Origin of the sequence: Streptomyces sp. Tu 3180 (assembly GCF_009852415.1) — a bacterium.
In the GTDB taxonomy this organism is placed as follows: domain Bacteria; phylum Actinomycetota; class Actinomycetes; order Streptomycetales; family Streptomycetaceae; genus Streptomyces.
The window spans coordinates 6,098,098-6,113,136 of the sequence record NZ_WOXS01000002.1 but is presented as its reverse complement, the minus strand read 5'-3'; the positions used below and the strand labels follow the sequence as shown (position 1 = coordinate 6,113,136).

At 73.1% G+C, this 15,039-nt stretch carries 9 protein-coding genes and 1 pseudogene; 2 read left to right on the top strand and 8 right to left on the bottom strand.

What is annotated here, in order from left to right:
• Positions 1–33: 33 nt before the first annotated feature.
• Together GL259_RS28370 and GL259_RS28365 are read right to left on the bottom strand one after the other, a co-directional pair.
• Positions 34–2,019 carry an ATP-dependent DNA helicase gene (locus tag GL259_RS28370; RefSeq protein WP_159536130.1) on the bottom strand — a complete coding sequence of 662 codons (1,986 nt, stop codon included), beginning with the start codon at positions 2,017–2,019 and terminating at the stop codon, positions 34–36.
• 624 nt (positions 2,020–2,643) lie between these two features.
• On the bottom strand, positions 2,644–4,110 hold the full coding sequence (locus tag GL259_RS28365; protein WP_243762603.1) for an aminotransferase class III-fold pyridoxal phosphate-dependent enzyme: 1,467 nt from the start codon (positions 4,108–4,110) through the stop codon (positions 2,644–2,646).
• Between the two features lie 354 nt (positions 4,111–4,464).
• On the opposite strand from GL259_RS28365, the gene GL259_RS28360 reads away from it, so the two are divergent.
• Complete coding sequence (locus GL259_RS28360; protein ID WP_159536128.1) at positions 4,465–5,682, top strand: hypothetical protein; 1,218 nt, start codon at positions 4,465–4,467, stop codon at positions 5,680–5,682.
• Positions 5,683–5,813: 131 nt separating this feature from the next.
• Complete coding sequence (locus GL259_RS28355; protein WP_159536127.1) at positions 5,814–7,019, top strand: hypothetical protein; 1,206 nt, start codon at positions 5,814–5,816, stop codon at positions 7,017–7,019.
• A gap of 93 nt (positions 7,020–7,112) precedes the next feature.
• Here GL259_RS28355 and hflX read toward each other — a convergent pair whose 3' ends face one another.
• The 6 genes and pseudogenes from hflX to miaA all read right to left on the bottom strand — a co-directional run bounded on the left by hflX (position 7,113) and on the right by miaA (position 14,877).
• Positions 7,113–8,606 carry a GTPase HflX gene (hflX, locus tag GL259_RS28350; protein WP_159536126.1) on the bottom strand — a complete coding sequence of 498 codons (1,494 nt, stop codon included), beginning with the start codon at positions 8,604–8,606 and terminating at the stop codon, positions 7,113–7,115.
• 367 nt (positions 8,607–8,973) lie between these two features.
• Positions 8,974–9,607: pseudogene (locus tag GL259_RS28345) on the bottom strand (M1 family peptidase); the annotation flags it as partial.
• 325 nt (positions 9,608–9,932) lie between these two features.
• Positions 9,933–12,098 carry an HD domain-containing protein gene (locus tag GL259_RS28340; RefSeq protein WP_159536125.1) on the bottom strand — a complete coding sequence of 722 codons (2,166 nt, stop codon included), beginning with the start codon at positions 12,096–12,098 and terminating at the stop codon, positions 9,933–9,935.
• Between the two features lie 301 nt (positions 12,099–12,399).
• Positions 12,400–13,269 (bottom strand): diaminopimelate epimerase, encoded by an 870-nt coding sequence (gene dapF, locus GL259_RS28335; RefSeq protein ID WP_159536124.1) that lies wholly within the window; start codon positions 13,267–13,269, stop codon positions 12,400–12,402.
• A 58-nt stretch (positions 13,270–13,327) separates the two neighbouring features.
• Positions 13,328–13,831 carry a hypothetical protein gene (locus GL259_RS28330; protein ID WP_159539045.1) on the bottom strand — a complete coding sequence of 168 codons (504 nt, stop codon included), beginning with the start codon at positions 13,829–13,831 and terminating at the stop codon, positions 13,328–13,330.
• Between the two features lie 107 nt (positions 13,832–13,938).
• Complete coding sequence (gene miaA, locus GL259_RS28325) at positions 13,939–14,877, bottom strand: tRNA (adenosine(37)-N6)-dimethylallyltransferase MiaA (RefSeq protein WP_159536123.1); 939 nt, start codon at positions 14,875–14,877, stop codon at positions 13,939–13,941.
• Positions 14,878–15,039: the final 162 nt, after the last annotated feature.

Genomic DNA, 15,039 nt, shown 5'->3' with positions numbered 1-15,039 from the left:
GGTGTGCCGCGGCGGGCGGCACACCCCGACCCCCTACGCCTCCGCCTCGGCCTCGGCCTGCTTCGCCGCCGCGTCGATCGCGGCCAGCGACTTCCTGACCTGGTTGCGGTCCGTGGTGTACCAGAAGTCGGGCAGCGAAGCCTTCAGATAGCTGCCGTACCGGGCCGTCGCCAGCCGCTGGTCCAGCACGGCCACCACGCCCCGGTCCCCCGACGCGCGTACGAGACGGCCGGCTCCCTGCGCCATGAGCAGCGCCGCGTGGGTGGCGGCGACCGCCATGAAACCGTTGCCGCCCGCCTCCTCCACGGCCTTCTGGCGGGCGCTCATCAGGGGGTCGTCCGGGCGCGGGAACGGGATCTTGTCCATGACGACCAGCTGACAGCTCGGACCCGGGACGTCGACGCCCTGCCAGAGCGACAGCGTGCCGAAGAGACAGGTCCTGGGGTCGGCCGCGAAGTTCTTGATCAGCTCGCCGAGCGTCTCCTCACCCTGCAGGAGGATCGGGAACTCGGGAATCCGGGAGCGCAGCTCCTCGGCGGCGAGCTGGGCGGCCCGCATTGAGGAGAACAGCCCCAGCGTGCGGCCGCCCGCCGCCTGGATCAGCTCGGTGAGCTCGTCGAGCATGTCCGCGCGGTCACCGTCACGGGCCGGGCGGGCCAGATGCCTGGCGACGTACAGGATGCCCTGCCTGGGGTAGTCGAACGGCGAGCCGACGTCGACGCCCTTCCACTGGGGGAGATCGTCGCCCTCGGCACCCTCGGGACCGAGGCCCAGAGAGGCTCCCACGCCGTTGAAGTCGCCGCCCAGCTTCAGGGTCGCGGACGTCAGGACGACGGAACGGTCGGCGAAGAGCTTTTCCCGCAGCAGACCCGAGACGGACATGGGGGCGACGCGCAGGGAGGCGCCGAATCGGTCATGGCGCTCGTACCAGACGACGTCCCACTCGGAGCCGTTGGTGATCCGTTCCGCCACGTCGTGCACGCTCTCCACGGAGGCCAGCGCCTGCTTGCGGACCGCGTCCTCGTCCTGGACGGACTTGTCGCGGGTGCTCCCGATCGCGGAGATCACGGTCCGGCAGGCGTCGCGCAGCGCCATGAGCGCGTATCCGAGGTCCTCCGGGATCTCCTCCAGCCGGCCCGGGAGCGCCAGCTCCATCAGCCGTTCGAAGCCCTCGGCGGCGGTCTGGAGGCGGTCGGCGGCCTTCTCGTCGACGAGCTTCGCGGCGCGGCGCACCGCGCGGTTGACCTGCCCCGGGGTGAGCTCCCCGGTGGCGACCCCGGTGACCCGGGAGACCAGCTCATGGGCCTCGTCGACGATCAGCACCTCGTGCTGCGGGAGGACCGGCGCGCCTTCGATGGCGTCGATCGCGAGCAGGGCGTGGTTGGTGACGACGACCTCGGCCAGCTTGGCGCGCTCACGGGCCATCTCGGCGAAGCACTCCGCGCCGTAGGCGCACTTGGTGGCGCCCAGGCACTCCCGCGACGACACCGACACCTGGGACCAGGCCCGGTCGGACACGCCGGGCGTGAGGTCGTCCCGGTCGCCGGTCTCCGTCTCGTCCGACCAGTCACGCAGGCGCAGCAGGTCCTGGCCCAGCTTGCTGCTGGGCGCGGCCGCCTCGAACTGGTCGAAGAGGCCCTCCTCCTCGTCCTGCGGCACACCCTCGTGGAGACGGTGCAGACACAGGTAGTTGGACCGGCCCTTGAGCATCGCGAACTCCGGGCGGCGGCGCAGCAGGGGGTGCAGCGCCTCGACCGTGCGGGGCAGGTCGCGCTCCACGAGCTGGCGCTGCAGGGCCAGGGTGGCCGTCGCCACGACGACCCTCTCCCCGTGTGCGAGCGCGGGCACCAGATAACCCAGCGACTTTCCGGTGCCGGTGCCGGCCTGGACCAGCAGGTGGGAGCCGTCGTCGATCGCCTCGGCGACGGCTTCGGCCATGGCCACCTGGCCGGGGCGCTCCGTGCCGCCGACGGCAGCGACGGCAGCGTGCAGGAGTTCGGGGAGTGAGGGCTTCGTCATAGCCCGACCACCCTACGGCCCGGCACCGACATCGGGGTGATCACGGCGTAGGCGGGAGGTGTGATCAAGACGGGGCTCCTCGGAACGGGGCGGCGACGACCGGTCACGGCACGGGGACTGGCAGGGGCACTGGGGCCGGCACGGGCACTGGAGGAATCGCTCCGGACGGCTCCCAGGACGCGGCGACGGCGGGGGCGTTCATCCACCGCGCGAGGAGAGGCAGTTCACGTTCGACGCGGACGGGGACGGGGACGGGGACGAACTGGAACAGACCCGCGGGGGTACGGGCCGGGCCCCGGTCGGCGACACGGTCGAGCAGGTCGCGGAGGCCCCCCGGAGCCGCCCGTCGTCCGGTGACTTCCTCCCCTGGCGCGGTAGCACGGCACTCGCCCTCCCGGCGGCGGACCGGGTGGCGCCGGTGTGCGAGCCGCACGTCCGTGCCGGGATGCGGTCGTCAGGAGTGGGGGTCGTGTGCACGGCGGGTCCTCGTGGAGTGGCTCGTGGTCATACGGTGGCGGTCCGGGAGCGGGTGTGGGCCGCACCCGCCCGGTGCGTGGGTGGCCCGTCGGCCCGGACGTCCGCCGGGGAGGAGGCGCACGGCCTCTCGTGCGCCGCGGCCGCCCTTCACCCTGCCCGCTCGGTGCGGTCCGCGGAACTGCGGGATCCGCGGCGCGGATGGGGGCGGGGCTGTTCCGTCCGGGGGCGGGCGACGTGGGCGCGCGCCGCCGCCCGGAGCGCATCGGCAAGCCGGTCGAGCACCGCGCCCGCCTGTTCGTCGGTGGTCGTCAGGGGTGGGAGCAGTCGTACGACGCTCGCGCGGGGGCCGCCGAGGCCGACGATCAGGCCGCGCCGCAGGCACTCCCGTTGCACGACGACCGCGAGTTCGGGCGCTGCGGGAGGGGGGCGGCGCCCTCGGGTGCCGTCCGGCGTCGCCGTCGGCCCCGGACCGGTGGCGCCGCGGTCCCCGTCGTCCTCCTCGCCCTCCGGATCCACCAGTTCGAGTCCGATCATCAGCCCTCGTCCCCGCACCTCCCCCACACAGGTGAGCTCACCCGCCAGTGCCCGGAGCCGGTCCAGCAGGCGGGCGCCCAGCGTGGCCGCGTGTGCGGCGAGGCCGTTCTCGCGGACGTGGCCGAGGGCCGCCGTGCCTGCGGCCATGGCGAGCTGGTTGCCGGGGAACGTGCCGGTGCGGGCGTCGGAGGCGCGGCTGTCGAGGTCGTCCCGGTGGACCACGACGGTCAGCGGCAGGCTTCCCCCGACGGCCGCGGACAGCACCATCGCGTCGGGCGTGACCCCGCTGTGCTCGACCGCCCAGAAGGCGCCGGTCCGTCCGACCCCCGTCAGGGTCTCGTCGGCGATCAGGGGGACGGACCGGTCGGCCGTCAGACGCCGTATGCGCCGCAGCCAGGCGTCCGGCGCCGGGAGCACGCCGTCGCCCTGCACGGGTTCGACGATCATCCCGGCGGGAAGCGGTACGCCCGAGGCGGAACCGTCGAGGACGGACTCGGTCCAGCGGGCGGCCAGTTCGGCTCCGCGCTCGCCTCCGATGCCGAAGGGGCAGCGGTAGTCCTGCGGATGGGGCAGCAGGGCGGTCTGCGCGCCGGAGGACGCGGAGCGGGTCGTGTCCGCGGATCCGGCGGTCAGCGCGTGACGGGTGCCGGTGAACGCGAGTACGCTGGCGCGGCCGGTCGCCGCGCGGACGAGGTGGAGGGCGCTCGCCACGGCGTCGGTGTCGGCCGGTCCGCAGAAACGCACGCGTGCGCGGCCGGCGAGTCCGGGGGGCAGTGTGCGGAACAGTTCGGTGATGAAGGCGTCCTTCACCGGGGTCGCCAGGTCGGAGACGTGAAGCGGTGCACCCGAGTCGATGACCTTGCGGATCGCCTCGAGCACGACGGGGTGGTTGTGCCCGAGGGCGAGCGTTCCGGCGCCGGAGAGGCAGTCGAGATAGCGGCGTCCGTCCGCGCCCTCGATGGTCATCCCGCGTGCCCTCACCGGGACGATCGGCAGGGCACGGGCGTGGGTGCGGGCCGCGGACTCGCGCGCGACCTGGCGGCGCAGGATGTCCTCGTGCGCGGTGGTGGCCCCCGCCACGGCCTGTCCTGTGGCGGGCCGGTCACCCGGGTCCGCCGTTCTCCGCTCCTCGTGCGTGGATCCCACCGCCGTTCTCCGTCCTCCGCTGTGCTCCCGCCGGCCACGGGCGCGGGGACGCCGCGCGGGCGGCGGGCCCCACCGCTACCAACCCCGGACCGCCCAGCGGGTTACGGGTTGCCTCAAGATCCCTGCCGTGACGGAACCGTTGCCGTTCCGTCGGTTGTCCCCCACAGCGAGCGCATAGGGTGTGGTGCCGTTCCCGAAGGCCGTGAAAACTCCGGTGAACTACGCGCGGGTTCAGGCGTGATACACGGTCCAAGCGCCAAGTACGTCCATTTCAGGGGGAGTCAGATCATGCGATCCATACGTCCGTCGTCCACCGCTCGACGAGGGGGGAGGACGCGGCGCGGAACCTCCCCCGTCCTGGCCGCCGTCGCGCTCGCCTCGGCGCTCGCGCTCACCGCCACCGCCTGTGGGTCGGGGGACGCCGGCGCGAATGCCGACACCTCCGCGACCGCCGCCGACGACGGCAAGCTCAAGATCCCGGACGACATCAAGGACCGGCTCAAGGAGCACGGGATCGACATCGACAAGTGGAGGGACGGCGCCTGGAAGGACTGGAGCAAGGACGACTGGCTGCGCGAGGCCAACGAGTTCATCAACCCGATCATCGAGGACCTGTGGGACCCGGACCGGATGCGGGAGGCCGAGGAGCCGGACCAGGAAGTCGACGCCGGCGACCTCCCCGGTGACCAGGGCGTGACGGACCCGACACCGGAACCGGTGCAGGCGCAGGCCGTCCCGTCGTCGTACCACGCCAACGCCCCCACGGCCGGCAAGGTCTTCTTCGACTCCCCCGAGGGCACGATGGTCTGCTCCGCGACGGTGGTGCAGGACCCGGCCAACCCCGGCAAGTCCAACATGGTCTGGACCGCCGGCCACTGCGTGCACGCCGGCAAGAAGGGCGGCTGGTACCGCAACATCGCCTTCGTCCCGTCGTACAACGACGCGGGCAAATCGGCCGCGGAGCTCGAGACCGCCACCAAGGAGGAGGTCGCTCCGTACGGCGTCTGGTGGGGCGACTGGGCGCAGACCTCGGACCAGTGGATCGAGCAGGGCGGTGCGACGGGCGGTGACGGCGCCTCGTACGACTTCGCCGTCATCCACGTGACGCCGGAGAAGGGCGGTGACGGCAAGTCGCTGGAGGAGACCGTCGGCGCGGCGCTGCCGGTGGACTTCGAGGCCCCGGCCGTGCCGCAGGTGAAGGAGGTGACGGCGATCGGCTACCCGGCCGCTCCGCCGTACGACGGTCAGACGCTGTACCGCTGCCAGGACCGTCCGGGCCGGCTGTCCCTCAACGCGTCCGACCCGACGATGTACCGCATCGGGTGCAGCATGACCGCCGGCTCGTCCGGTGGCGGCTGGGTCGCGACGGGTCCGGACGGCGAGCCGGCGCTGGTGTCCAACACCTCGATCGGCCCGGTGACGTCGGGCTGGCTGGCCGGTCCGCGACTGGGTGACGAGGCCAAGGGCGTGTACGACGCGGTCAGCGAGAAGTTCGCCGGTCAGTGACCGGTCCGTCCCCTCCCGGGTGCCGCCGGGCCCGCGGGAGGGGACACCCCGGCGGCACGGAGCCGCCGGCACCGCCGCACGCGTTCACCTGCGGCACGGCATTCATCCGCTTCCACGGGGGTCATCGCACCATGCGTTCCACACGTACGTCCGCACCACTCGGGCGCGGACGGCGCACCGTCCTCGCCGCCACCGGGCTCGTCGCCGCCCTGGCGCTCACCGCGACCGCGTGCGGCGGTTCCGAGAAGGACACGGCGAGCGACAAGCCCGACGCCACCGCCTCGCAGGCCGCCGACGGCGGCGGCAAGGTCCGGATCCCGTCCGACATCGCGGACAAGCTCGAGGAGCACGGGTTCGACGTCGACAAGTGGAAGGACGGAGGCTGGGAGGACTGGGACAGGGACAAGTGGCTCAGGGAGGCCAAGGACTTCGTCAACCCGGTGATCGAGGGCCTGTGGAAGCCGGAGCGGATGCGCTCCGCCGAGGAGGCCGACAAGACCGTCACGACCAAGGACACGGCGGCGGCCCAGGGGGTCAGCGACCCTGAGCCGGCCCCGGTCCGGGCGGAGGCCGAGAAGACGCCGTACCACGACAACGCCGCCCCGGTCGGCAAGGTCTTCTTCGACTCCCCCGAAGGCCCGAGCGTCTGCTCCGGCACGGTCGTCAAGGACGTGAACCACCCGGGCAGGTCCAACCTCGTCTGGACCGCCGGTCACTGCGTCCACGCCGGCGGCAACGGCGGCTGGTACCGCAACCTCGTCTTCGTCCCGGCCTACAACGACCTCGGCAAGTCCGAGGCGGACCTGGGCAACGCGAGCGCCTCCGAGATCGCGCCCTACGGCAACTGGTGGGCGGACTGGGCCTCGACGTCCAACGGCTGGATCCAGGGCGGCTCGCAGACCGGCGGTGACGGGGCGGCGTACGACTACGCGGTGCTGCACGTGAAGCCGGAGCAGGGGAGCAAGTCGCTGGAGGAGACGGTCGGTGCGGCGCTGGAGGTGGACTTCTCCGCCCCGTCGGCGGCCGAAGCGGGCCAGATGGGCGCCTGGGGCTACCCGGCCGCGCCGCCCTACAACGGCCTGCAGATGTTCAAGTGCCTCGACGCTCCGGGCCGGTTCTCGCTCAGCCCGAACCTGCCGACGATGCACCGCATCGGCTGCACCATGACGGGCGGTTCGTCCGGCGGCGGCTGGTTCCGTGTGGTGGACGGCAGGACCGTGCTGGTCTCCAACACCTCGATCGGCCCGACCGACAACACCTGGCTGGCGGGCCCGCAGCTGGGCGAGGACGCGGAGGCGCTCTACCAGAACATGAGCAAGACCTACGGCGGCCGGTGACCGCACACGCGGAAGGCCCGCCCCTGCCGTGAGCAGGGGCGGGCCTTCCCGGTACGGGGCCTGACGCTGCGGGCCCTCGCGCCGCCGAGCAGGTCAGCCGGCCGGGGTCGGAACGTACGGCGTGAGTTCCGCCGCCAGTTCCTCGTGCACCCGCACCTTGAGCAGGGTGCCCTCCGGGGTGTGCTCCTCGGAGATCACCTCACCCTCGTCGTGGGCACGGGCGACCAGCTTGCCGTGGGTGTACGGCACCAGCGCCTCGATCTCCACCGACGGGCGGGGCAGCTCGTTGTCGATGAGCGCGAGCAGCTCCCCGATGTTCCGGCCGGTGCGGGCCGAGACCGCGATGGAGCGCTTCTCCACCCGCAGCAGCCGCTGGAGCGTGAGCGGGTCGGCGGCGTCGGCCTTGTTGATCACGACGATCTCGGGTACGCCGGTGGCGCCGACGTCCCTGATCACCTCGCGCACGGCGGCCAGCTGCTCCTCCGGGTTCGGGTGCGAACCGTCGACCACGTGCAGGATCAGGTCGGCTTCGCCGACCTCCTCCATCGTGGAACGGAACGCCTCGACCAGGTGGTGCGGCAGGTGCCGGACGAACCCGACCGTGTCGGCCAGCGTGTACAGCCGTCCGCTCGGGGTCTCGGCCCGGCGCACGGTCGGGTCGAGGGTCGCGAACAGGGCGTTCTCGACCAGTACGCCCGCACCGGTGAGGCGGTTGAGCAGCGAGGACTTGCCCGCGTTGGTGTAGCCCGCGATGGCCACGGACGGCACCTTGTGGCGCTTGCGCTCCTGGCGCTTGATCTCGCGGCCGGTCTTCATCTCCGCGATCTCGCGGCGCATCTTCGCCATCTTCTCGCGGATCCGGCGCCGGTCGGTCTCGATCTTGGTCTCACCGGGACCGCGGGTGGCGAGGCCGCCGCCCTTGCCGCCGCCCATCTGCCGGGACAGCGACTGACCCCAGCCGCGCAGCCGCGGCAGCATGTACTGCATCTGCGCGAGCGCGACCTGCGCCTTGCCCTCCCGGGACTTGGCGTGCTGGGCGAAGATGTCCAGGATCAGGGCCGTACGGTCGATGACCTTGACCTTGACGACGTCCTCGAGGTGGATCAGCTGGCCCGGGCTGAGCTCACCGTCGCAGATGACGGTGTCCGCGCCCGTCTCGAGCACGATGTCGCGCAGCTCCTCGGCCTTGCCGGAGCCGATGTAGGTCGCCGCGTCGGGCTTGTCGCGGCGCTGGATCACGCCGTCGAGCACCAGGGCGCCGGCCGTCTCCGCGAGGGCGGCGAGTTCCGCGAGGGAGTTCTCCGCGTCCTGCACGGTTCCCGAGGTCCACACGCCGACGAGCACGACCCGCTCCAGGCGGAGCTGCCGGTACTCGACCTCGGTGACGTCCTCGAGCTCGGTGGAGAGGCCCGCGACACGGCGCAGGGCGGCGCGCTCGGAACGGTCGAACTGGTCACCGTCCCGCTCCGAGTCGGTCTCGAGGCTCCAGGCGACGTCCTCTTCCATCAGGGCATCGGCCCGAAGGCCCTCGGGATAGGTGTACGCGAGGCGCTTGGTGTCCTGGGAAGGGGAAGAAGAGGAGGTCATTGGGTCCTTACGTAGATGAGAAACCGTCTGCGGCGACGGTGTGGGGCTTCGGTCGCCCGCCGGGCTCCGGACCCGGCCGGTGGGACCTGTCCGTGAGACCTTTCCGTCACTGTCCTCAACGTACGGGTACCCCGGGAGATTCCCGTGTCCCGTGCCGCGCGGACCCGACGATGGTCGCACGGCACGGCCCGTCTCGCCATGGTGTTATTCCCGCCCCTCGTCCGGTCGACGCACGGACGCACCCGGACGGTGCGCGGGCTCGCCCGGCCCGCGGGCGTCGCGGCCGGCGCCGTGGACGTCCACTCCGGGTGCCCGGGCATCGGCGGGGTCGTGGCCCCGTGGAGCCAGGGGTCCAGGAAACCGGTCAGATGGACACCTGGGCGAGCTCGGTGGCCATGGGATGCCGGGTCCGGTAGGTCCACGTGGTGGTCCCCTTCCGGTGGCCGGCACCGGCCGGCAGCCCGGCGGCGACGGCCGTGTGGCCGTCGGGGGCGGTGATCCGGAAGGTGAACACCGCCTTGTCGGAGGGGGTCGTTGCACGGGAACACCAGATGGGCGGCGTCGGCCTGGTTGGCCATGACCAGGCCGTCCGCGGTGCGCACCCAGCCGCCCTCGCGGTCCCCGGCGGCCACGGGGTCGCTGCTGTGCCGCACGGTGATGCGTGTCCGTTCGCCCTCGCCGGGGGCGTCCTCGGGAGTGATCGCGAGATCCTCGCCGGCGGTGGTGAAGGCGGCCGGGCCGCCGTCGGCCTCCACCGCGTGGACGATTCCGTGGGCGAAGTCCGGGTTGAGCCGGTCCAGGTCGGCGGTCACCCGGGCGTCGACCGTGGTGACGGCCCGCAGCGGCCGGTCGCCGGTGCCGGGGTGGCCGAGCGCGAGGTCGTACGACACCACGTCGTATCCGGGGTTGCCCGGGTGGGGGAAGAGGCGGTCGCCGATGCCCAGCGGGACGGCCGGAGGGCTCGCGGCGAGGAGGCAGACGGAGACGGCGCAGGCCGGCAGCGCGGCGGCCGCCCTCCGGTGGCGGACGTGCCGGAGCCCGGCGGGGACGGCCCCGCCGTGAGGGGCGCGGGGGCCCGGGCGCGGGATGCCCGGCCGGGAGGCGCTTCGCCGTGGAGGGTCCGGCCCCGGGTGACGTGACCGGGGGAGGCCGGACCGGGGGGAGTGAGCGGCATGCGCCACGGCTGTCAGCGCGCACGCGCACCGCGGCGACGACGCGCTCCGGGCCCACCCGACCGGGTCGGGCGGGGCGTCCGACCGGCGCACCGGCCGCCCGCGGCCGGGACGGCCGCCGGGTGTGCCGGAGGGACCGATCCCGCGGGACGCGTCAGGCGCCCGGGGCCTGCGGCTGCGCCCGGCTCACGTCGTACACCCCGGCCACATTGCGCATCGCGCGCATGAGGGCGGGCAGTCTCGCGGCGTCCGGCAGCTGCACGGTGTACGTGTGCCGCACCTGCTGCCGGTCCGGCGGTTCGACGGTGGCGGAGACGATCTCGGCGCCTTCGAGGGCCATGGCCTCGGTGAGGTCCGCGAGCAGATGGGGACGGACGAACGATTCCGCGACCAGCGTGACCCGGCACTCGGCGTCCTCCCCCCAGCGCACGCCGACCTCCGCGCGCCCCGAGCTCTTCATGCGCGCGACCGTGGCGCACTCGACCCGGTGCACGGTGACGGCTCCCCCGCGCACGGCGAAGCCGGTCACCTCGTCGGGCGGCACGGGCGTACAGCAGCGGGCGAGCCGTACGGCCGCGCCGGGCCGGTCGACCAGGACCTGGGCGGCGGGACGGCCGGGCACCGCGCCCGGCGCCTGGGGGGCCTGCGGAGCGGCGGGGTCGTCGGCGGTGGGCCGCTGGGCCGCCGCGGGTTCCGTCGCGGGCGCGGTGTGCTGCGCGGGGTGGGCGGTCAGCCACCGCTGGATGGCGATGCGGGCCGCGGGGGTGTGGGCGTGCTTCAGCCACTCCCTGGAGGGTTCCGAGGCGGGGTCCTGGCCCATGAGGAGCTGGACGGTGTCGCCGTCCTTCAGGACGGTGCTCAGCGTCGCCAGACGGCCGTTGACCCGGGCGCCGATGCACGCGTGGGCGTCCTCGCCGTACTGCGCGTACGCGGCGTCCACGCAGGTCGCCCCCTCGGGCAGGCCGAGCGTGCCGCCGTCGGGGCGGAAGACGGTGATCTCGCGGTCCTGGGCGAGGTCCTCGCGGAGGGTGGACCAGAAGGTGTCGGGGTCGGGCGCGGCCCGCTGCCAGTCCAGCAGCCGTGAGAGCCAGCCGGGCCGGGTGGGGTCGGCGCGCTCGCCGTCGCTCGCGGCCTGCTCCTCCGGCGGGGCCGCGTAGGGGTTGCCGAGGGCGACGACTCCGGCCTCGGCGACCTTGTGCATCTGGTGGGTGCGGATGAGGACTTCGACGACCTGGCCGTCCTCGCGGGCCACGGCGGTGTGCAGCGACTGGTACAGGTTGAACTTCGGTACGGCGATGAAGTCCTTGAACTCCGACACCACGGGTGTCATGCAGGTGTGCAGCTCGCCGAGGACGCCGTAGCAGTCGGCGTCCTCGTTCACCAGCACCAGCAGGCGGCCGAAGTCGGCGCCGCGCAGTTGCCCGCGCTTGCGGGACACGCGGTGCACGGAGACGAAGTGGCGCGGGCGGATGAGGACTTCGGCGGTGATGTCGGCCTCTCGGAGCACCGTGCGCACGTCGTCGGCGACCTCGGCGAGCGGGTCGTCCGCGCGGGCGGTGTTGCGGACGATCAGCTCCCGCGTGTGCGCGTACTCCTCGGGGTGGAGGATGGCGAAGACCAGGTCCTCCAGCTCCGTCTTGAGCGCCTGGACGCCGAGGCGTTCGGCGAGGGGGATCAGGACGTCCCGGGTGACCTTGGCGATGCGTTCCTGCTTCTCGGGGCGCATCACGCCGAGGGTGCGCATGTTGTGCAGTCGGTCCGCGAGCTTGATCGACATCACGCGGACGTCGTTGCCGGTGGCGACGAGCATCTTGCGGAAGGTCTCGGGTTCGGCGGCGGCGCCGTAGTCGACCTTCTCCAGTTTGGTGACGCCGTCGACGAGGTAGCGGACCTCCTCGCCGAACTGCTCCCGCACCTGATCGAGCGTCACGTCCGTGTCCTCGACGGTGTCGTGCAGCAGGGACGCCGTCAAGGTCGTGGTCTCCGCGCCGAGTTCGGCGAGGATCAGGGTCACGGCGAGCGGGTGGGTGATGTAGGGCTCGCCGCTCTTGCGCATCTGGCCGCGGTGGGAGGACTCGGCCAGGAGGTAGGCGCGGCGCAGGGGTTCGAGGTCGGCGTCGGGGTGGTGGGCGCGATGGGCGTCGACCACGTGGCCGATGGCGTCGGGGAGCCGGTCGCGGGTGGCGGGGCCGAGCAGCGCCGCGCGTCCCAGCCGGCGCAGGTCGAGCCGGGGGCGGGCCTTCCTGCGCGACCCCGTGGGCGTGACGTGACCAGCTGTCACCGAGCCCGGGGTCGCAGGATTGACGGCCTCCGCGTTCATGGGCACCTCCGGCTGCGTGGACCGGCGGACGGCACGCCCCGAGGCGGACTCGGGCTCGGGGCGCGGTGTTCGCTCCCCCGTCCGGGCCGGTGCTTGATGCTACCGAGCCCGACCCGGTGCGGCTGGCCTCCTCTCGCCGAGCGTGAAACGGATCACTCCATCGAGCGATGGTCCCTCCCGGGGCGGTTTCACGCCACCCGGCCGACGGCCCGCCGTGGTCCCGAAGCGCAATTCGGCCTTCCGCCCTGCGGATGTGCACGTCCGGCCGGCCGGAGGCCGGGACACCGATCCGTCACCCTGATCAACGAAGGGCGCTTTCCAGCCACTCCGCCTCGATCACGCCCTCGGCGACGATCACCGCGGGTCCGGTCATCTCGATCTCGCCGTCGGGCCGTTCGGTGATCACCAGGGTGCCGCCGGGCACGTCCACGGTGTACGTGACCGGGGTTCCGGTGACGCCCGGGTCGACGCCGTCCCGGCGGGCGGTGGCCACGGCGACCGCGCAGGCGCCCGTGCCGCAGGAACGGGTCTCGCCGGCACCGCGCTCGTGCACCCGCAGCGCCACGTGCCGCGGGCCGCGGTCGACCACGAACTCGACGTTCACCCCGTCCGGGTAGGCGGAGGCCGGGCTGAAGGGAGGCGGGGCGTCCAGGCCGCCGGCGTGGGCGAGGTCGTCCACGAAGGCCACCGCGTGCGGGTTGCCCATGTTCACGTTCCGCGCGGGCCAGCTGCGCTCGCCGACGCTCACCGTGACGTCGCCCTCGGGGAGCAGCGCCCTGCCCATGCCGACGGTGACGTCGCCGTCCTTGGCGATGTGCACGGACTTCACGCCTCCGCGCGTGGCGACCGCGAGATCCCCCTCGGCCACGTGTCCGGCGCGCTGGAGGTAGCGCGCGAACACGCGCACCCCGTTGCCGCACATCTCGGCGATCGAGCCGTCGCCGTTGCGGTAGTCCATGAACCACTCGGCCTCGTCCGCCATGGCCCGGCCCTCGGGGTGCGCCGCGGACCGCACCACGTGCAGCAGTCCGTCGCCGCCGAGCCCCGCGCGGCGGTCGCACAGGGCGGCGACGGCGGCCGGGGGCAGGTCGATGGTGTTCTCCGGGTCCGGGACGATCACGAAGTCGTTCTCGGTGCCGTGCCCCTTGAGGAAGGCGATCCGCGTGCTCATCCCTCGATCGTACGGGGTGGGCACGACAGCACCCTCCCCGCCGATGACCGGACGGACGTCAGCGGAGCCGGGCGACCCGCCAGACGGCCAGGGCCACCACCGCGGCGACCATCACGGCGTAGCCGGTCACGACCCGCCAGTCGGGTCTGCGCCCGGATCCCCTGGCCGGCAGGCCCGGCCAGGTGTGGCCCACCCGGCGGGCGGCCATCATCCCCCAGCCGGCCGAGCAGGAGCAGATCAGCAGGCCCAGCATGGCGATCACGGCCCCGCTGTCGCCGAAGTCGAAGGCGAGGGGGAAGGCGAACATCAGGGAACCGACCGCGGCCAGACCGACGATGGGGGCGAGCTGCCAGATGCGCAGCCGGCGCTGCGGGCGCAGCTCGACCTCGACCTCGTCACCGCCCGCGAACATCTGCTCCGGCTCGGGACCGTCGTCGGTCACACCGCCCTGCGTCTCCTCGGGCCCGTCCGGGCTGAGACGGTCGGTTTCCTGCTCCGGGGCACCCCGCTCGGTGGTGAGGTGTTCGGTGCCGTGTGCGGTGTCGCGAGGGCCGGCCTCCATCGCCACGCGCCCTCCCAACTTGGACTCCACTGGTCGATCGAAGCTCGATGATGGCACGGCGTCACAGGCCCCGACGGCGGCCTGGGCGTCCCGATGCCAGGACGTGATCAGGCTGTAACCGGTCGTTCGACCAACGACAGAGCGAGCCGCGGAAGTTCCCCGAGGTCCGCCGCGGCCCCACTCAACCAATGCACCCGGGGATCGCGCCTGAACCACGAATCCTGACGGCGCGCGAAGCGCTTGGTGGCACGCACGGTCTCGGACCGCGCCTCCTCCATGCTGCACTCACCGGCGAGCGCCGCGAGTACCTGCTGGTAGCCGAGCGCGCGCGAGGCCGTACGCCCTTCACGCAACCCCTGCGCCTCCAGTGCGCGCACCTCGTCCACGAGGCCCGCCTCCCACATCCGGTCGACCCGGCGGGCGATGCGCTCGTCCAGTTCGGGCCGGGCCACGTCGACGCCGATCTGGAGGGTGTCGTAGACGGAGTCGTGGCCGGGGAGGTTGGCGGTGAAGGGCCGGCCGGTGATCTCGATCACCTCGAGTGCGCGCACGATGCGGCGGCCGTTGCTCGGCAGGATGGCCCGCGCCGCCTCGGGGTCCGCGGCGGCGAGGCGCGCGTGCAGCGCTCCCGGGCCGCGCAGGGTGAGCTCGTCCTCCAGCTGGGCCCTGACCTCGGGGTCGGTGCCCGGGAACTCCAGGTTGTCGATGGCTCCGCGGACGTAGAGGCCGGAGCCGCCGACCAGGACGGGCCAGCGCCCCTCGGCGAGCAGCGCGTCGATCCGCTCGCGGGCCAGCCGCTGGTACTCGGCGACGGACGCGGTGACGGTGACGTCCCAGACGTCCAGCAGGTGGTGCGGGACGCCACCGCGCTCCTCGGACGTCAGCTTGGCGGTTCCGATGTCCATCCCCCGGTAGAGCTGCATGGAGTCGGCGTTGACGACTTCACCGCCCAACCGCTGGGCCAGGAAGACCCCCAGATCGGACTTTCCGGCCGCAGTGGGTCCGACGACGGCGATGACACGGGGGGCGAGGGGTGCGCTGCTCACCGATCCAGTCTCGCAAACCCCGCAGCCCGCTCTCGAACGAGTTACGTGACGCGACCGGCGCGGGGTCGTTGCCCGTTGCGGGTTTCCCGCCGCCGGATCACGACGGCGGCGACCGGGTCGCGCGAACGGACGCACCGGGTCACGCGGGATACCACTCGCACG